20 protein-coding genes, 1 tRNA gene and 1 pseudogene are annotated in these 17096 nt (G+C 48.1%); 16 read left to right on the forward strand and 6 right to left on the reverse strand.

Annotation, left to right across the window (positions count from 1 at the left end; genetic code table 11):
• Nucleotides 1–548 precede the first annotated feature (548 nt).
• The gene (locus J4614_RS01270; protein ID WP_000977725.1) at nt 549–893 is read right to left on the reverse strand and encodes a c-type lysozyme inhibitor; all 345 of its coding nucleotides are present in this window, start codon (nt 891–893) and stop codon (nt 549–551) included.
• A gap of 376 nt (nt 894–1269) precedes the next feature.
• Here J4614_RS01270 and J4614_RS22235 point away from each other — a divergent pair, with 376 nt between their 5' ends.
• The 4 genes from J4614_RS22235 (at nt 1270) to J4614_RS01285 (ending at nt 3881) form a co-directional block, all read left to right on the forward strand.
• Nucleotides 1270–1395 (forward strand): hypothetical protein, encoded by a 126-nt coding sequence (locus J4614_RS22235; RefSeq protein WP_000758944.1) that lies wholly within the window; start codon nt 1270–1272, stop codon nt 1393–1395.
• A 211-nt stretch (nt 1396–1606) separates the two neighbouring features.
• Nucleotides 1607–1837: a hypothetical protein gene (locus tag J4614_RS01275; RefSeq protein WP_077908890.1), complete on the forward strand. Its 231-nt coding sequence runs from the start codon at nt 1607–1609 to the stop codon at nt 1835–1837.
• Nucleotides 1838–2031: 194 nt separating this feature from the next.
• On the forward strand, nt 2032–2499 hold the full coding sequence (locus J4614_RS01280; RefSeq protein ID WP_001218117.1) for an Hsp20 family protein: 468 nt from the start codon (nt 2032–2034) through the stop codon (nt 2497–2499).
• 338 nt (nt 2500–2837) lie between these two features.
• On the forward strand, nt 2838–3881 hold the full coding sequence (locus tag J4614_RS01285; protein WP_000761750.1) for an exo-alpha-sialidase: 1044 nt from the start codon (nt 2838–2840) through the stop codon (nt 3879–3881).
• An 82-nt stretch (nt 3882–3963) separates the two neighbouring features.
• Here the strand turns inward: J4614_RS01285 and J4614_RS01290 are convergent, their stop codons facing one another.
• On the reverse strand, nt 3964–4494 hold the full coding sequence (locus J4614_RS01290; RefSeq protein WP_000929971.1) for a cytochrome b: 531 nt from the start codon (nt 4492–4494) through the stop codon (nt 3964–3966).
• A 148-nt stretch (nt 4495–4642) separates the two neighbouring features.
• Complete coding sequence (locus J4614_RS01295; RefSeq protein WP_000182479.1) at nt 4643–4957, reverse strand: TRL-like family protein; 315 nt, start codon at nt 4955–4957, stop codon at nt 4643–4645.
• Nucleotides 4958–5638: 681 nt separating this feature from the next.
• Here J4614_RS01295 and J4614_RS01300 point away from each other — a divergent pair.
• From J4614_RS01300 to J4614_RS01320, 5 genes are read left to right on the forward strand one after another with little or no spacing between them, the layout of a single operon-like run.
• Nucleotides 5639–7273, forward strand: coding sequence for an ABC transporter substrate-binding protein (locus tag J4614_RS01300; protein ID WP_000946070.1), 1635 nt, complete (start codon nt 5639–5641; stop codon nt 7271–7273).
• Nucleotides 7273–8247 carry an ABC transporter permease gene (locus J4614_RS01305; protein WP_001520270.1) on the forward strand — a complete coding sequence of 325 codons (975 nt, stop codon included), beginning with the start codon at nt 7273–7275 and terminating at the stop codon, nt 8245–8247. Before J4614_RS01300 ends, J4614_RS01305 begins: the two co-directional genes overlap by 1 nt.
• Entirely contained in the window at nt 8237–9049 is an 813-nt protein-coding gene (locus J4614_RS01310; protein WP_000966647.1) for an ABC transporter permease, read from the forward strand. The genes J4614_RS01305 and J4614_RS01310 overlap by 11 nt, the downstream gene beginning before the upstream one ends.
• Nucleotides 9043–9840: an ATP-binding cassette domain-containing protein gene (locus J4614_RS01315; RefSeq protein ID WP_079964497.1), complete on the forward strand. Its 798-nt coding sequence runs from the start codon at nt 9043–9045 to the stop codon at nt 9838–9840. Before J4614_RS01310 ends, J4614_RS01315 begins: the two co-directional genes overlap by 7 nt.
• On the forward strand, nt 9834–10424 hold the full coding sequence (locus tag J4614_RS01320; protein ID WP_000947460.1) for an ATP-binding cassette domain-containing protein: 591 nt from the start codon (nt 9834–9836) through the stop codon (nt 10422–10424). The genes J4614_RS01315 and J4614_RS01320 overlap by 7 nt, the downstream gene beginning before the upstream one ends.
• An 81-nt stretch (nt 10425–10505) precedes the next feature.
• Here J4614_RS01320 and J4614_RS01325 read toward each other — a convergent pair whose 3' ends face one another.
• Nucleotides 10506–11639, reverse strand: a complete 1134-nt coding sequence (locus tag J4614_RS01325; protein WP_023217442.1) for a mechanosensitive ion channel family protein — start codon at nt 11637–11639, stop codon at nt 10506–10508.
• Nucleotides 11640–11832: 193 nt separating this feature from the next.
• On the opposite strand from J4614_RS01325, the gene J4614_RS01330 reads away from it, so the two are divergent.
• The 6 genes from J4614_RS01330 (at nt 11833) to J4614_RS01355 (ending at nt 15555) form a co-directional block, all read left to right on the forward strand.
• Entirely contained in the window at nt 11833–12159 is a 327-nt protein-coding gene (locus tag J4614_RS01330) for a four-helix bundle copper-binding protein (RefSeq protein ID WP_001183699.1), read from the forward strand.
• An 8-nt stretch (nt 12160–12167) separates the two neighbouring features.
• Nucleotides 12168–12244: transfer RNA gene (locus J4614_RS01335), tRNA-Arg, on the forward strand.
• 111 nt (nt 12245–12355) lie between these two features.
• Nucleotides 12356–13003 (forward strand): metal-binding protein ZinT, encoded by a 648-nt coding sequence (gene zinT / locus J4614_RS01340; RefSeq protein WP_208293095.1) that lies wholly within the window; start codon nt 12356–12358, stop codon nt 13001–13003.
• Between the two features lie 108 nt (nt 13004–13111).
• Entirely contained in the window at nt 13112–13900 is a 789-nt protein-coding gene (aadA, locus tag J4614_RS01345) for a cryptic aminoglycoside nucleotidyltransferase ANT(3'')/ANT(9) (RefSeq protein ID WP_023136870.1), read from the forward strand.
• A gap of 144 nt (nt 13901–14044) precedes the next feature.
• A complete protein-coding gene (locus J4614_RS01350) occupies nt 14045–14638 on the forward strand; it encodes a helix-turn-helix transcriptional regulator (RefSeq protein WP_072275082.1) in 594 nt (197 codons plus the stop codon).
• A gap of 68 nt (nt 14639–14706) precedes the next feature.
• The gene (locus J4614_RS01355; protein WP_000190269.1) at nt 14707–15555 is read left to right on the forward strand and encodes a MerR family transcriptional regulator; all 849 of its coding nucleotides are present in this window, start codon (nt 14707–14709) and stop codon (nt 15553–15555) included.
• Between the two features lie 254 nt (nt 15556–15809).
• Here J4614_RS01355 and J4614_RS01360 read toward each other — a convergent pair whose 3' ends face one another.
• Both J4614_RS01360 and J4614_RS21965 read right to left on the reverse strand, forming a co-directional pair.
• Nucleotides 15810–16058 (reverse strand): biofilm/acid-resistance regulator YmgB/AriR, encoded by a 249-nt coding sequence (locus tag J4614_RS01360; protein WP_000208086.1) that lies wholly within the window; start codon nt 16056–16058, stop codon nt 15810–15812.
• A 78-nt stretch (nt 16059–16136) separates the two neighbouring features.
• Nucleotides 16137–16291, reverse strand: a pseudogene (locus tag J4614_RS21965) (hypothetical protein).
• An 82-nt stretch (nt 16292–16373) separates the two neighbouring features.
• Between J4614_RS21965 and J4614_RS01365 the strand changes: the two are divergent.
• Nucleotides 16374–16919, forward strand: a complete 546-nt coding sequence (locus J4614_RS01365) for a chorismate mutase (RefSeq protein WP_000617982.1) — start codon at nt 16374–16376, stop codon at nt 16917–16919.
• Nucleotides 16920–17096 lie beyond the last annotated feature (177 nt).

Consider the following 17096-nt stretch of genomic DNA (forward strand, 5'->3'; position numbering starts at 1 on the left):
TGCGGTGAATCCCCCTTTGCGGCGGGGCGTCCAGTCAAATAGTTAATGTTCCTCGCGAGCCATATTGACTGTGGTATGGTTCACCGGGAGGCACCCGGCACCGCAATTTTTTATAAAATGAAATTCACACCCTATGGTTCAGAGCGGTGTTTTTCTACATCAGGTGGGCAAGCATAATGCAGGTTAACGTGAAAGATATGAGCAATAGCAGAAACCTGTGATTTCGTTTATGGCCTGGGGATTTAACCGCGCCAGAGCGTATGCAAGACCCTGGCGCGGTTGGCTGGTAATCGTTCAATAGTGCGAATATGAATGGTTACCAGCCGCTGTGAATTCTACCTGGGCCACTTAATAAAGCAAAACATTTAAACGCTCAACAACGACAATTAAGACAGTTCGAACTTTTCTTTAAAAATAGGATTAGCCATGTTTAAAAGTGGTTACTAATTAGCCATTATTTTATTGTAGTGATTCACATATTTTTTAACGTTACGTTACAGGAAGGTTGAAGTGGAAATGCCTGATGAGCCTTCAGGCATTTCTGAAGGTTAGTTAGCTAAGGAACAGTTACTGAGAACAGGTTTATCATCACCTTCCACTAGTTCAGCCGTTTTGCCTTTGGTATAAAGTTTATAAGTATAATTTTTGTCTATGGCTTCGTAATTTGCTCCGGAGGCCATTTTCATTAACCGCATCGGGATCATCTCGTTTACCTGACTGATAATCGCATAGGCGTTTCCAGCCTCAGTGTTGACGTAAATCACCTCCATAACCTGGTTATCATTACAGGTGTATATAGATTTAGAAATCTCCTGCGAAGCTGCTATAGAGGTGGTACTGGCGCTAAGCGCAGCGAGAAAGAGGGTAAATGGGATCAATTTACGTTTCATCATTAGTATCCTTTGTGCATAAAATTGTCGTTAATTCCCTGAAGAACGGGAGATAAAGCGGCATCAATACGATGAATGCTGTAGTATTCCTGTTACTGACGAAAAGTGCGCCAGAAAAGCGTATTATAATTTATCCATCACTGACATATGTGATGAGTAGACAAATCTTAAAATCATAAACTATAGGCTGCAAATCATTATGGCGCGATAGAAAATGATTGTCACCACTGCTCAATACTATGGCATAAAAACCGAAGAAAACGGTACTGTTCACTGTCTCGTTTCATACGGTATCTGTCAGTGAAACTATTTCTTCAAATGATGGTCTTTTTATTATCGATCAGATAATGGCATCAACAGGGGTTATTCAGGAGTATATGTGAAAAAGTGGCTTATAGGAGGGATATTGATCGCAAGTTTTCTGACCGGTTGTCTGATGTGGCACAACATTGATAAATGGTTTAATAAAGATATCGAATTTTTCTACGCCGGAGACGATGACTAAAATTCCTGTCAGCTGGCAACGGGTGTCATATCTTCAGGTATGGCGCCCGGAGTAGCCGGGCGCAAATTGTAGATGTATAAATGTCATTTCAAATGTCATTTCATTAAAATTTTAGCGACAACATGGACAGCCACTATCGCGTGCTAACGACCCTCTGAAGTCACAAGATGAATAAGCCAGTTTTTTGTTTCAGCGGTGACTGAAACATATTTTGTTCCTGGTGGGCTTACCGCCAGTTGCTGAAAAAGACAACGATGATGTAACTGTTGCAGAGACTGACGAATACGACGACCGTGAATTTTATTTTTGGCGACCATATTTCCTCCCAAAAGGCCGCCCGAAGGCGGCGCTGGGTTTGATAATGGAGAAGGGCGTTGGTCACTGCCATAACCAACCTGTATACATTAATGCAATTGATAATCATTATCAATTGGACTGGTGAAGAAAAATTGTAAAGATGAAGGGACTGCGGAAATGGCAATGAACGGGATGAGATTTTTCGTTAACCACTTAAATTTGTGACTAAAAAAAGGCTTTTATAGGCTTGAAAATGTTTTTTCCGTCCCTATGTAGTCAGTGGACAAGCAATGCTTGCCTTGATGTTGAACTTTTGAATAGTGATTCAGGAGGTTAATGATGGCACTCAGAACCTTGTCAGCACTTCCCGTGTTTGCTGATTCTCTTTTCTCTGACCGTTTCAACCGTATTGATAGACTTTTCAGTCAATTAACAGGAGATACGCCAGTCGCTGCGACGCCAGCTTACGATCTGCAAAAGCGCGATGCGAATAACTATCTGCTTACCGTGAGCGTTCCTGGCTGGAAAGAGGAAGAGCTTGAAATTGAAACGGTTGGCGGCAACCTGAATATTACGGGTAAACACACTGAAGATACGGTAGAGGATCAGACGCACTGGATTTATCGGGGTATTCGTAAGGCGGATTTCCAGTTGAGTTTTTCTTTGCCTGAACATGCTAAGGTGAATAATGCGAAACTGGAACAGGGCCTCTTGTTGGTAGAGATTTACCAGGAGATCCCTGAAAGCGAGAAACCGAAAAAAATTGCCATAGAAAGTAAACCAAAGGCGATTGAACACAAATCATAATCGCGTTAATGGAGGCCCGTTTAGACGGGCCTTCATTGCCTGTAGCGAAAAGTATCCCGTCATGCTTGTAGGCACAGATCGCTAAATATTATAACCCTGACCTCTATATTATCCCGTGCCACTGACCTCGTCGCCATTGGACGGCGGTAAGTTGGAATTATCCGCGAGGTCAGTCCAATTTTTGTCCACTCTCGACATTCTGCCTGTTATGGGCGCGATATCTGAACATAAATTCGTATAGCGGTTCATCGTTTTCACCGCGTTGATGCTATTTCTGCTAACACTACTTTCATACGTAAAAAAGCTGATGCTTTTTACCTTATTTAATCGAGGCAGGTATGAAATTAGCGCTCGTCAATCGGCAGGTCATTTTACCGGAAAGCAGAACCGAGTCCTTCCAGTGCCATGCCTCTACGCTTGTTCGCTTACCGTGCGGTACGCTCGTGGCCGCATGGTTCGCGGGGTTGCGCGAGGGAAGCGAAGATACAGCCATCTGGCTATCTCGCTATGAACATAATATCTGGACAACACCGCAGCGAGTGGCGGCACGCGAGGGGGAAGCGCACTGGAATCCGGTGTTATTTTACCCGTCGGATAAATTGTGGTTATTTTATAAAGTAGGCAGTGACGTACACGTGTGGAAAACCTGGTTTATCATCTCCAGCGATCGAGGATTTACCTGGAGTACGCCAGCTCCGTTGGTTAACGATGATATTTTGCCGCGCGGTCCCGTAAAAAATAAACTCCTGCTGGCATCAAATGGCGCCTGGATTGCGCCAGGGTCGATTGAAAGTCCTGAACGGTGGAGGGCATTTGTGGATCGATCCTCTGACGAAGGAAAACACTGGAATATCTCTTTTGTTCCGCTGGAGCCTGATAACGCTATTTCCGGGACAAACGTAGCGTTGTGGGATGGTGTAAAAAAGGGGATGTTGTGGGAATGTTGTCTGGAAAACCTCCTGCGCTGGGATGGCGTTATTCAGCCTACGCTGTGGGAGTCTTCTCCGGGGCATATCCATATGTTGTTACGAAGCACACGCGGGGCAATTTTTCGCAGTGATTCAATCGACTATGGCGCTACCTGGTCTGTTGCCCGCGCGACATCTTTACCGAATAATAATAGTGGTATCGATCTGGTTAGTATGCAGGACGGTACGCTGATTCTTGCGTTAAATCCGGTCAACGGCAACTGGGGAAAGCGCTATCCGCTTTCACTGATTGCTTCCCAGGATAATGGCGAATCATGGCTACCGCTACTGGACCTGGAAAGTGACCACGGTGAGTATTCTTATCCCGCTATTATTAGCGAGGGCGGCGTCGTACATATCACCTACACGTGGAACCGGAAAAATATCGTATATTGTCGATTACAAACGGTATAAGGCGCTATCAGTCGAAACCGATAGCGCTGGAATAATAATGCCTTGCCCGGCATGCTCTCTCACGCCGGGATGGCCGAAATAGTCATGATTTACCGGGTAACATCCTTGAAAATGTATCGTCTTTTTGTATGTAATGGTGAAACAACGCCGCTGCTGCATGCATGGCAATCAGGAAATAGCCGATATTGGCCAGCATTTCATGAATACGCTTTATATCCGATTTTAGGGTGCTATCTGGCGTCAAAAATACCGGTACAGTAAAACCAAAAAAGCTCCAGCTTTTCCCGCCTGACGCCATCATCGCGACGCCCAGCAGCGGTAAGGCGAGAAAAGTGAAATAAAGCGCGATATGCATTAATTTAGCGGCTACGTGCTGCCAGTGAGGAGGGGGAGGCGTAATGACCGGATCCGGGTATTTGTGTTTAAGATATAACCGTAAAAACATCAGCGCCCAGACCAGAACGCCCATATCATAGTGCATGTCTTTCATAAACAGGTAAACGCTGGAGCCTTTTGGCGCCCACCCCCGTAACTCAATAGCAGCATATGCGATGCCTGTCAGGAGCAGTGTTAACCAGTGAAGCGTTATTTGCAGTCTTGAGAAATGTGCCATTATTATTATCCTTTATTAACAACTGCTTGTAGGGTATGCGTAAAATCTTAACAGAACCTTAAAGCGGGGGCTGAGTCGCAAGGAACAGACAGAGATAGCGGCACGTAAAATGGGATAAAAAGCCGGCGGCATCGCCGGCTTACTGTTGTTATTGTCCTCTTACGACAACACAGGTTTTACCATAAAATGGATATGAGCCCGTAGTTTCATAATCAACACTCGACACTAAAGAAATATCGCCCGCTTTTTTCGCTGAATCAATAGATGCGTCGCCGGTATTTACAATACCCAATACCGTTTGCGCACACGCTTTACCGGTTTTGGTTGCCGGGAGACTCGTGGCAGTAATTGGCCCTTTAACATCCGTATATAAGCCAATCCCTGTCGGTGATGGTCCTGTAGCACACCCCGTTAAAAGAGAACCAATAAAGATAATTGAAAAAATGTGTTTTTTATTTGTCATGGGATTAGTCCATTATAAATTAATAGAAAACTTACCGTCCGAAAATGTCCGGACAGTCATTTAAAAAGTGGTGTATATTAAATATGCGATATTACTCTTTGCACCCTCCTGTTGATGTCGTACCTGATGGACAAATATCCGTTGAAGCCGGATATATTCCCCACGCCATGTTTTTATAACTTGCGCATCCTGTCAGTAATGAGAACAGTACGGCTAAAAAAATCATCACGAGCCCTGGCGGCGTTAACATTTTTCGGTTGGACTCCATAGCATGTCATTTCATCGGGTTGCCATATGACTGGCGTTCTGCCGGTAAGTTTCATTAACGCCCGGTTCGTTTAATATTGGTTTAGGTTTAAAGCCAGGAGGCGCTAATTACGATACCTTCTTACGTTTCAGCACTGACTAATAACGTTGAGAAAATGAACAGCGTCGGATGGGAAGACGTAATACAGAATAGAAAGGAAATAAGAGAATAAGATGGCGTTAATTAACCCGGTATTCCTGGCATCATTTCTCTTGCGTTTTATCCCCATCAAAAGCGGCCTTTAGCCCACGTTGGCGCTCCCGGCGTTTGTGCGTATGATGTTTTTAAAAGATCGTCATACTTTCTGTTCTGCATCAATTTTTTCATTACAAATGCTCGCCATAATGCCGTCCTCAGGAGGCCTCCCGACGTTTATGCTGCGCCGGGAGGAACAAAAACAACGTATAATCTGGGGTAAACTGATGATTAAAGGCAAACTGGCGCTCATAACGTGCGCGATGGCTCTGGCATTCACCTCGCCGCTTTTCGCCGCGTCGGACACGGCAGATGGCCATACCTTAAAGCTGGCCATTGGCCCTGAGCCAACGGAAGGCTTTGATCCTATGCTGGGCTGGAGCCACGGCAGTTACTTATTGCTTCATGCGCCGTTGCTCAAGCAAAACGCCGATATGAGTTGGGGTAATTTACTGACGGAAAAAGTGGACACCAGCCCCGATGGTAAAACCTGGATACTGACCTTAAAACCCGATCTGAAATTCTCCGATGGCTCGCCATTAACTGCCGAAGATGTCGTTTTTACATATAACAAAGCGGCGAAGAGCGGCGGTAAAATTGACATGGGCAACTTTAGTCATGCGCGAGCGCTGGATGCGCGCCGAATTGAGATGACGCTGAGCCATCCGCAGAGTACCTTTGTGAATGTACTCGGGTCGTTAGGGATTGTTCCGGCCAGCCGTTATGATGAAAAAACGTTTGCCCGCGAACCGATAGGCGCCGGTCCGTACCGACTGGTCAGTTTCCAGCCTGGTCAGCAACTGATTGTTGAAGCCAACCCCTGGTATGCAGGTAAAAAGAATGACTTTAACCGGCTGGTTTTTGTCTTCCTGGATGAAGATAATGCTTATGCCGCCGCGCGCAGCGGACAGTTGGGACTGGTGCGCATTGCCCCTTCTATGGCGGTGGCCCCGCAGCAGGATAATCTTAAACTCTGGGTACGCGATAGCGTTGAAAACCGGGGCATAGTCTTCCCGATGGTGCCAGCCGGTAAAAAGGATGCTAACGGTTATCCTGTCGGCAACGATGTGACCGCTGATGTCGCTATCAGACGCGCAATTAACTATGCCATTAATCGTAAGCAACTAGCGGAACAGGTGATGGAAGGCCATGCGATACCCGCCTATAGCGCGGTGCAGGGATTGCCGTGGCAAAATCCTTCAGTGGTATTCAGCGATGGCGATATTGCAAAAGCGCGCGCCATCCTGGAAGAGGCTGGCTGGAAGATAAACAGTGCGGGCGTGCGTGAAAAAGCAGGTAAAGAAGCGCGTCTGACCTTATGGTATGCCAGTGGCGACAGCACCCGGCGGGATCTGGCCGAGGCGGTGCGCGCCATGTTGCAGCCTTTAGGCATTGTCGTCTCGTTGCAATCGGGAAGCTGGGAAACCGTAGAGCGCCATATGCACGCTAACCCTACGCTGTTTGGCTGGGGAAGTCTGGACCCGATGGAACTCTTCCATCACTACAGCGGAAAAGCCGCTGGTGTGGAATATTATAACCCGGGCTATTACAGCAACCCTGCGGTAGAAGCACATCTGAAACAGGCTATAGATGCGCCTGACTGGCAAAAGGCGATTCCTTTCTGGCAGCAGGTTGAGTGGGATGGAAAGCAGGGCGCGGGCGTCCAGGGCGATGCGGCATGGGCATGGCTGCTTAATATTCAGCATACCTATTTGGCCAACCCTTGTATTGATCTGGGAAAAGGCGCGCCAGAAATCCACGGTAGCTGGTCGGTGTTAAACAATCTTGATGACTGGACCTGGACCTGTCGGTGATGAAATTGTTCTTCAGTCATTTTTTGCGGCTGATTATTCTGTTGGTGCTGGTGGCTGCCGGCACCTTCATTTTGCTTAGCTTTTCGCCCGTTGATCCTATCCGCGCTTATATTGGCAACGATCTGCTCCATGTTCCGCCAGAACAATATGCGCGGATTGCGGCGCGCTGGGGGCTTGACCAGCCGCTGTGGGAGCGTTTCGGTCACTGGTTTTGGCGTCTGCTCCAGGGTGACATGGGGTATTCCATGCTGTTTAACATGCCTGTCGCCAGCGTGATCCGGGAACGTTTTGCGACGTCATTCGCGCTGCTGGCAGGCGCCTGGCTATTGTCTGGTGTGTTGGGCGTGACATTGGGTTTTCTGGCCGGACGTTTTCTCCACCGTTGGCCGGATAAGATGATTTGCCGTATCAGCTACTTATTGTCATCGTTGCCCACTTTCTGGATAGCAATGCTGCTGCTGGCGCTGTTTGCCGTCCGCTGGCCGGTATTACCTGTTTGTTGCGCCTGGGACCCCGGAAATAATGCAGGAACAGCTCTTTTATCGGAACGTTTACGCCATCTTGTGTTGCCGGTATGTGCGTTAAGTCTGTTGGGCATGGGGCAAATTGCGCTGCATACGCGAGAAAAAATAGCCAGCGTAATGAAGAGCGAATTTATTCGTTTTGCGCGCGCTCAGGGGGATAAAGGATGGTCGCTGTTACGTCACCAGGTGTTACGTCATGCGATTACCCCAGCACTCTGTTTACAGTTTGCTTCTCTGGGCGAACTGATGGGGGGGGCGTTACTGGCAGAAAAAGTCTTTGCGTATCCGGGGCTGGGACAGGCCACTATCGATGCCGGCCTGCGTGGCGATGTCCCGCTACTCATGGGGATCGTTTTATTCTGTACGCTATTAGTGTTTGCCGGAAATACGATTTCAGCCTGGCTTGTGGTGGTGCTTAATCGATCGCTGGAGCGTCCCGATGCTCTATAATCCTGCCCCGACATTGCTTCGTCTGATCCTCTCCGTTACCTGCCTGCTGTTTATTGCCGGATACGGTTATGCCACGTTGAGCCAGCCGCCAGAGGTTAATCTGCTTGCCCGGCATCTGTCGCCTGATATCCAGCACTGGTTTGGCACCGATAATCTGGGGCGCGATGTATGGCTTCGTTGCTTTCAGGGGGCCTTCACCAGTTTACAAATTGGCGTTGGCGCCGCGTTGTGCAGCGGCGTTATTGCGCTAGTGATGGCGGCAGCGGCGCGTATTCATCCCCGGCTGGACCTCCTGATGCGGCTGATAACCGATGCCATGCTCGCCATGCCGCATTTACTTTTGCTGATCCTTATCTGTTTTACGCTCGGCGGCGGTAAAAGCGGCGTCATTGCGGCCGTGGCGTTAACGCACTGGCCCCGTCTGGCGCTGATTCTGCGCGCCGACGCGGAGCGGGTAGCGCAGAGTGACTACCTGACATTGACCTATCGTCTGGGGCATGGACACCTTTATTGCTGGCGATATCACTATTTTCCGGCGCTATTGCCGCAATGGTTGACGGGAACGTTATTGATGTTTCCTCATGCGGTATTGCACAGCGCGGCGTTAAGTTTTCTGGGGTTTGGGCTGGCGCCGCATGAGCCTTCGCTGGGACTGTTGCTGGCGGATGCGTTACGGTTTATTAGCCATGGAAACTGGTGGCTGGTGCTGTTTCCCGGCCTAATGTTATTCACGCTGGTGATGCTCTTCGATCAGTTTGCGCGCGCCATTCAGCGGCTGTGGCTAAGGAGTGACGTATGCTGAGTTTACAACAGGTTACGCTGGAAAGCGCGCGTTATCGCTGGTATGGCGCGAGACGCTGGTCGCCGTTATTACAGAATGTCTCTTTTGATATCGCGCCCGGCGAAATGGTGGCATTGGTTGGCGGCAGCGGGGAGGGAAAAAGTCTGCTGCTGCAATGCCTGCTCGATCTGCTGCCGGAAAACTTACGCTTTCGGGGGGAAATTACGCTTGATGGCAACCGGCTGGACAGACATACCATCAGGCAGCTTAGGGGCAATACGTTTAGCTACGTGCCGCAGGGGGTACAGGCGCTTAATCCCATGCTGAATATCAGAAAACATTTGAACAGAGCATGTCATCTGACCGGACGCGCCTGGGATGAGACGCAGATGGTACAGCTATTGCAGCAAAGCGATCTTGAACCGACAGTCCTGGAACGCTTTCCTCGCCAGCTCTCCGGCGGGATGGCTAAACGAATTCTGGCGTGCCACGCCTCGCTCAGCCAGGCACGTTATATCCTCGCGGATGAGATCACCGCCTGGCTTGATACGGCACTGGCAAACCAGTTGCTTGAGCACTTGCGAGGTCTCTGCGAGCGGGGATGCGGCGTGCTGTGGGTGACTCATGACCTGTTGCTGGCGGCGCGGTATGCCGATCGCATTGTGGCGCTGCATCATGGTTATATCACGGACAATATTCGCTGTGAACGATTACAGCCGGAAGAGATGAGTGAGCCGTTAAAACGACAATGGCAAGCATTGCCTGAACTAAACCCGTTATTTATGCCGACCGGAGAGGGAATAGAATGCTAAGTTGCCGCGACCTCGTTATTCGTCAGGGTGGGAAAGTCTTATGGCAGAACCTGACGTTTACGATTTCTGCCGGTGAACGGGTAGGAATTCATGCGCCAAGCGGAACGGGGAAAACAACGTTGGGGCGCGTCCTGGCCGGATGGCAAAAACCGACGGCGGGCGACGTTCTGCTGGACGGTAGCCCGTTACCCCTGCATCAGTATTGTCCGGTACAGCTTGTCCCCCAGCATCCTGAACTGACGTTTAATCCCTGGCGAAGCGCCGGAGACGCTGTGCGTGATGCCTGGCAGCCTGACCCGGAAACGATGAGGCGTTTGCATGTGCAGCCCGAGTGGCTGACGCGTCGGCCAATGCAGCTCTCAGGCGGGGAGTTGGCGCGAATTGCGATACTGCGCGCGCTTGACCCGCGAACGCGTTTTCTGATTGCCGACGAAATGACGGCGCAACTCGATCCGTCTATTCAAAAAGCGATATGGGTATACGTGCTTGAGGTGTGTCGCAGCCGTTCATTAGGGATGTTGGTGATTAGTCATCAGTCTGCGCTACTTGATCAAGTCTGTACCCGCCATTTACAGGTGGAATAGCCGCAAGTCGTTTCTCCGCATTGCCGTGTCGCCGTTAACGCACCGGGAGCCCATGGGTTCCCGGTATTGCCGGCAGAGATTTTACTGCATGACGCGTTTATCTGCGTTTTTTGCATCAGCGGTATTACTGTAGTCCCTGGCCTCTTCAACCTGTACAGGGGCTCTGACGACCAGACTTGGCAGCGCCAGTTCGATATCATTCTCAATGAGTTTTTCAATAATACGGATATTTATCTCTTGCTGAATATCCATGTATTTATTGTAATCCGCGGTATTGACGATATGCACCACCTCATAGGTCAGCCGATCCTGACCAAAGGCCAGTAGATGGGCGCGGTCGAATTGTGTTTCGCCGACATCGGTAATAATCTTTTTCACCATATCGCCGATGAGGCGTAACTTTTCCGGCGGTGTCGCAGTGGCGACGCCAAAAGTAAACACGATACGACGCGTTTGCATCCGCTTATAGTTGTGTATGGTTTGCTGCAACAACTGCGCGTTTGCACAAACGATCTGTTCGCCGCTGAGGCTACGGATGCGGGTGGTTTTCAAACCGATATGTTCAATCGTACCGGCTACATCATTAAAGACGACGAAATCGCCGATCTCGAAGGGCTTATCGAAACCAATCGACAGCGAAGCGAAGACATCGCTCAGAACGGTTTGTACCGCCAGGGCAATAGCAATACCGCCCACGCCGAGGCTTGCTACCAGTGCAGTAATATCCACGCCGACGTTCGCCAGGATGGAGAGCAGCATCATAGACCAGACGAGCACGCGCAAAATCATACCAAGAATGACTAACGTCACCGGGTTTTTATTGGAGCCTGGGGCATACAGTAAATGACGCATCCATGACTGTACGCCCTGATCAAGCCAAATCGCCATTTGAATCGCAACCACTAAAAACCAGGCGTGAGAGAGGGTAGAGAATAACCGGTCGGGCAGGGCGACAAAGCGCAGACTAAAGAGAAATGCGGCAAAAAAGATTAGCATTTTACTGGTCTTTTTCAGCATCTCGAAAACAATAGGCCGCAGCCGCCCATGAGCATCATCCTTTTTATCCGGGCGTTGTAGCGCTTTATAGACCACATTAAGTAGCCAGTTGATGAGCCAGTAAGTAATGAGGGTGACGAAAAAAACGACCGCCAGATTGATCCAGAACGTCGTTGACATCAGCATCGCAACGATATTTAGTCGTGCTAAATACTCCATTTTACCTCCGATGAAAAGCAGATGAACATTACAGTATAGACGTCACATCACCGAGGCCGATTTCCGGCTTTACTATTGCTGTTTTATTCAGCACTTTTGTTCAAAAAGTATGAAAAAGAGGGGTAGCCGTTTGGCTATCCCGGCGTTTCTGTGCAGACTTATCTACTCCTCTTAATAAAATAAGGAGTCATTTATGCAACAAGAACATCGTGAGTGTATTGAGCAGTGTTATGAATGCGCGGCGGCGTGTGATATCTGCGCCTCTTCTTGTCTGCGTGAAGATAACGTCGAAATGATGAAGCACTGCATCCAGTTAGATATGCAATGTGCGGCCATTTGTCGCCTGGCGGCGCAATTTATGGCGTTGGAAAGCGAGTACTCACAAAAATTATGCCGCCTGTGCGCGGATATCTGCAAAGCCTGCGCCGAAGAGTGTGCAAGGCACGATCACGACCATTGCCAGAATTGCGCGCGGGCATGCAGCCAATGCGCAGACGCCTGCCTTAAAATGGCCGCGTAATTTTTCTTCCGCCATTAGCTCAACCGGATAGAGCATAGAGCTTCTACCTCTAAGGTTCGGGGTTCAATTCCTCGATGGCGGACCAGTTGATATCAAAAAAGGCCACCTGCGCGGTGGCCGCTGAGTTTTTGTTGAAATAATTGTAATGTTATAATATAACAATCATCTTTCTAAGAAAGATGAGGGTAACGTTTTGGTGATTCATTTAAAAAAACTGACAATGCTTCTGGGAATGCTGTTGGTAAATAGTCCTGCCTTCGCGCATGGTCATCATGCTCATGACGCGCCGATGACGGAGGTTGAGCAAAAAGCGGCAGCGGGCGTGTTTGATGACGCTAATGTACGCGATCGCGCGCTCACCGACTGGGATGGTATGTGGCAATCCGTCTATCCTTATCTGGTCAGCGGCGAGCTGGACCCTGTCTTCAGACAAAAGGCGAAGAAAGACCCGGAGAAAACGTTTGAGGATATTAAAGCGTATTATCGCAAAGGATACGCGACGAATGTTGAGACTATTGGCATTGAAAATGGCGTTATAGAATTCCATCGCGACAATAACGTTGCATCCTGTAAATACAATTATGCCGGCTATAAAATTCTGACTTACGCATCGGGTAAAAAAGGGGTGCGCTACCTGTTCGAATGTAAAGATGCGAATAGCAAAGCGCCTAAATATGTTCAGTTTAGCGATCATATTATTGCCCCGCGAAAATCGGCGCACTTCCATATCTTTATGGGAAATACCTCGCAGCAGGCATTGCTGCAAGAGATGGAAAACTGGCCTACCTATTATCCTTATCAGTTAAAGGCGAATGAGGTCGTTGACGAAATGCTACATCATTAAGTCTGATTGCAATGTTAAAAGCTCGCTATGAATAGCGAGCTTTTTTTCTGCCGTTATGCCATATTTCTGGCAATCAATATAAAAAATACCTGCGCCCCCGGAGCAATGATGACGCCGTCGATACCGCCCTCGATTCAATGCCAAACGGATGCGGCATGTCGCCTGATTACTCGTGTCACAGGCGATACGTTGCGTGCTATTCATTTATATGGTTCCGCTGTCGCGGGCAGTCTGAAGCCAAACAGCGACATTGATCTGCTGGTGACAATATGCCAGCCGCTGACGGAGACCCAACGCGCAACGCTGATGCAGGAATTGCTGGCGCTTTCATCGCCGCCGGGGGCGTCGGCAGAAAAACGCGCTCTGGAGGTCACTGTCGTGCTTTATTCGCAGCTGGTTCCCTGGTGTTTTCCACCTTCCAGGGAAATGCAATTTGGCGAGTGGCTAAGAGAGGACATTTGTCAGGGGATTTATGAACCAGCGCAGCAGGACTGGGACATGGTGTTACTGATAACCCAAATTCTGGAAACCAGTATACCGCTAAAGGGCGAACGCGCGGAACGGCTGTTCACGCCAGCCCCTGCGGCGCAGTTGCTGAAGGCCTTGCGTTATCCCCTCGACCTTTGGCAATCCACGGCAGATGTGCAGGGAGATGAGTATCATATCGTTTTAACCCTGGCGCGTATCTGGTACACCCTTTCTACCGGGAGATTTACCTCTAAGGATGCGGCGGCTGACTGGCTGTTACCTCAGTTGCCAGAAGAGTATGCTGCTACGTTGCGTGCGGCGCAGCGTGAATATTTAGGTCTGGAGCAACAGGACTGGCATATTTTGCTGCCTGCGGTCGTACGCTTTGTGGATTTTGCGAAAGCGTACATTCCCACGCAGTTCACATAAGATGCCCCAGGACGTCTGTCAGGTTGCGCAAACGGCGTTCCTCAACTACTACTTAATAGGTTCTCATCGCTGAAGTAAGCAGATGATCTTATGCGGGCCATCGAATGGATATTTCCACATGGCTCTCGTTTTGTTGAGGTGGATATGACTGGTTCCGCATCATCTGTTTTAAAGACAGATACAAGACTATTGAGCGAAAACCTGTTTCTTAATTATGGTCTGGAGTCCTTATTTAAGGACGTCGCAATAATAGCTGGTAACGTAAATTATATTATTTTTGATATCGACGATTACTACACCGTACAGCAGTCTATTACTTCCACATTTAAAACGGTACTCATTGGAATTGTTACCCATAATGAATATAACTTTATTGATGAACATAATGCCATATATCGAATAAAGGTCGATGCCTCTATTGCTGAGTGGCGCGAATTACTGATTTTGGCCGCTGCTGGTCAATTTTTTCCCAGGTCAGAGAAAGTCAGATTAACGGCGAATGAAAGAAATGTTTTGGCGATGCTTGTTAAAGGAATGGATATCCGACAAATAAGCTGTGAGCTGAATGTACATTTAAAAACTATTTACTCAGTACGCTACCATGTTCTGACTAAATTAGGTTGTAGAACAGTTCTGGATTATCAAATACTGTCCGTCTCTAAAGCCTTTACGCACTGGCTGACAATAAATAATGTCGATAATGTAATTTCACGTGTAAATAGTAAGGTCATTGCTTAATAATGATTTGCTTCTGATGGCGTTTAGGTTCACTATGCTTTCTTACATCATCATGAGGCCAGACAGGCATGGCTACTTTTAGTATTAGCGCAATGGCGGCGCAGTGTGGTGTCACAACAGCAAATATCAGGTCCTGGGAACGCTATGGCCTGCTTCAACCTACCAAAGATGAAGTTGGCAATCGTTTTTATTGCATAGAAGATGCTATCAGAATACAGCATATTATCGACGCGTTAAGCAAAGGCTTCTCATTAAAAGAGATTAAACCTGCCCTCTATGGTGAAGAAACGCATTGCCGCTCGGGATGGTTATTCTACCAGGAAGAGATTTTAGCGCAGTGTAGAAAATTCGAACCCGCCAAATTGCGAAAATTACTCTGGCGTTATGGTCGGGAAATTCCGCCGTGTATCGTAATTGAGTCAATACTGCGTCCTTTACGGCTGTGGTTGTCCGCAGGCGATGATGATGCACGCCGATTTGAAAAGGCATTACTGGATACTGCGATTATTGAATACGCCACGTTCCAGCTAAGTAGCGTACGAAAGGCGCCAGCAGGCACAATGCTTATTGCTGCGTTTTCGCTGAACGACCCCATTGAGCTATGGCTGGAAACGATTAAATATTGTAGTGAAGGTATGCGAGTTGAAGTCATCCCCTGGCAGGCGCCGATGCCCGATCTTTTATCAACGTCTTTCGAGCATATTGTTCTGTGGCATGATGAGACATTAACTCCCGCCCAGGAAAATCTTATTCAGGCGTTAAAAGAATCGGGTAAATTTAGTCTTCATGTGAAAAATGGCTCAGGCTTAACATTACTGCCAGCCGTATACCGGCAGCATGAGATGCCAGAAAGCATGCAGCATGTTGCACCGCAAATCCATGCAAACGGCTACGAAAAATCAGGTACCGCACGTTGAGGCATCTGCATTATTAACGAACAGGGGAGGAGTAACCCCCTCCCTTGTTTATACCCTTCATACTTCAAGTTGCTTATGTGTTGGCTACGGATTACTCGGCCCATCCATGGGCCTCGCCCTGACGGGCCGTCGCACGCGACGTTCAAATCTGCTCCCGGCAGATTTGTCGTTCACCCCAGTCACATAGTTATCTATGCTCCTGGGGACTCACTCCCTTGCCGCCTTTAAGCAACTCGAATTATTTTGGGTATATATTAGATGTCGTCAGGTGTCTGAAACAAAACGGCTTCTAAGGCATTACGGTAAATATCAAGCTGCACTACGTCTTTTTCTGTTTCCAGTTTTTCAATAAGTTTGGCGATGATATCCTTATTTGAGACATGCTGCTGCGATTGCAATAGTTCGTAAGTAATTTCCTGAATAGCTCGCTGTTCACATAACATATGTGCAGAAAAAGGATTGCCAGTACTATTTTGTTCGTTGACTAGTGTAATGGTAGTCATATTTCACCATATTCGATGTAAATTGAAGCCGATCTCCCTGAGCGGGGGAGAGAAATTAGTGACCTATTAAAATTAGACCTATATCATAAAACCGTAATAAAAAATCATAAAAACGTGATGTGCATCACATTTGTGTGATTTGTTGTATATTTTATGCACTTTAAGTGAAGGTGAAGATTCCGCAGAATCAACGGCCTGTTCTTTTTATCACTCCAGTTTAAACGAATAAGCATTAATACCAATCTGTAATAATTACTTAATGTTATCTTAATAAAGGTAAATTACTGTCAGGCCTCCGTAAAAGGAGGTTGATTAATGATTCGTCATATCGCCATTTTTCTTTGTTCTTTATTGATGTGCAGCACCACTTTTGCCGATTCGGTAACGTCGGTATCGCTTGGCGCACTCTTAACCGCGCTCAATGAACGCATGTTATTAATGAAAGATGTGGCTGCTTATAAAATGAAGCACCATCTGCCGATAGAGGATTTCACGCGTGAACAAAATGTTTTTGCCGAGGCTGAAGAAGAAGCGAAAAATAACGGTCTGGACCCGCATTCGATAACCCCTTTTATTCGTTCGCTAATGGATGCCAGTAAAGCGATACAGTACCGCTATTTAGCGCAGTGGCGAACCGGCCCAGAACCCTCCTTTCCTATACAAACCTTGTCGGTCACCCGGCAACGTATTCGACAACTTGATAATCAAATGTTGATCATCATCAGCCAGCGCTTGATGGTCGGCGCTTTCAGCCACGAGGATATGGTGTGGCTGAGAGCGAAGTTTAATGCGCCGAATCTGAATGAGAGCGATATCAGTGATGTGTTGGCAGCCCTGTCTTTGGTGCGACGCGCGCGTTAATACACCATGAGGAAACGTGGGCCAATACCTGGTGATTGCCTGCGGGGGTTGCGATACAAGAACGTTTTTGGGTGATGTGGATATAAGCGTGGCGGAATAGCGGCTGGAGAGACGTGGTTTCGCTTCCCATCTTCCGGTGCATTCGTTAGCATACTGTTTCGCAGCTAAGCGTAAATG

Source organism: Salmonella sp. 32031103-2018-00083-FB-01-SM-01 (assembly GCF_017571995.1).
GTDB lineage: Bacteria > Pseudomonadota > Gammaproteobacteria > Enterobacterales > Enterobacteriaceae > Salmonella > Salmonella enterica.

Coding starts and splice junctions, on each gene's coding strand:
- J4614_RS01270 (WP_000977725.1), bottom strand. CDS start 893: ATGATGAAACGTAAATTGATCCCATTTACCCTCTTTCTCGCTGCGCTT.
- J4614_RS01280 (WP_001218117.1), top strand. CDS start 2,032: ATGGCACTCAGAACCTTGTCAGCACTTCCCGTGTTTGCTGATTCTCTT.
- J4614_RS01285 (WP_000761750.1), top strand. CDS start 2,838: ATGAAATTAGCGCTCGTCAATCGGCAGGTCATTTTACCGGAAAGCAGA.
- J4614_RS01290 (WP_000929971.1), bottom strand. CDS start 4,494: ATGGCACATTTCTCAAGACTGCAAATAACGCTTCACTGGTTAACACTG.
- J4614_RS01295 (WP_000182479.1), bottom strand. CDS start 4,957: ATGACAAATAAAAAACACATTTTTTCAATTATCTTTATTGGTTCTCTT.
- J4614_RS01300 (WP_000946070.1), top strand. CDS start 5,639: ATGCTGCGCCGGGAGGAACAAAAACAACGTATAATCTGGGGTAAACTG.
- J4614_RS01305 (WP_001520270.1), top strand. CDS start 7,273: ATGAAATTGTTCTTCAGTCATTTTTTGCGGCTGATTATTCTGTTGGTG.
- J4614_RS01310 (WP_000966647.1), top strand. CDS start 8,237: ATGCTCTATAATCCTGCCCCGACATTGCTTCGTCTGATCCTCTCCGTT.
- J4614_RS01315 (WP_079964497.1), top strand. CDS start 9,043: ATGCTGAGTTTACAACAGGTTACGCTGGAAAGCGCGCGTTATCGCTGG.
- J4614_RS01320 (WP_000947460.1), top strand. CDS start 9,834: ATGCTAAGTTGCCGCGACCTCGTTATTCGTCAGGGTGGGAAAGTCTTA.
- J4614_RS01325 (WP_023217442.1), bottom strand. CDS start 11,639: ATGGAGTATTTAGCACGACTAAATATCGTTGCGATGCTGATGTCAACG.
- J4614_RS01330 (WP_001183699.1), top strand. CDS start 11,833: ATGCAACAAGAACATCGTGAGTGTATTGAGCAGTGTTATGAATGCGCG.
- aadA (WP_023136870.1), top strand. CDS start 13,112: ATGACGCCGTCGATACCGCCCTCGATTCAATGCCAAACGGATGCGGCA.
- J4614_RS01350 (WP_072275082.1), top strand. CDS start 14,045: ATGACTGGTTCCGCATCATCTGTTTTAAAGACAGATACAAGACTATTG.
- J4614_RS01355 (WP_000190269.1), top strand. CDS start 14,707: ATGGCTACTTTTAGTATTAGCGCAATGGCGGCGCAGTGTGGTGTCACA.
- J4614_RS01360 (WP_000208086.1), bottom strand. CDS start 16,058: ATGACTACCATTACACTAGTCAACGAACAAAATAGTACTGGCAATCCT.
- J4614_RS01365 (WP_000617982.1), top strand. CDS start 16,374: ATGATTCGTCATATCGCCATTTTTCTTTGTTCTTTATTGATGTGCAGC.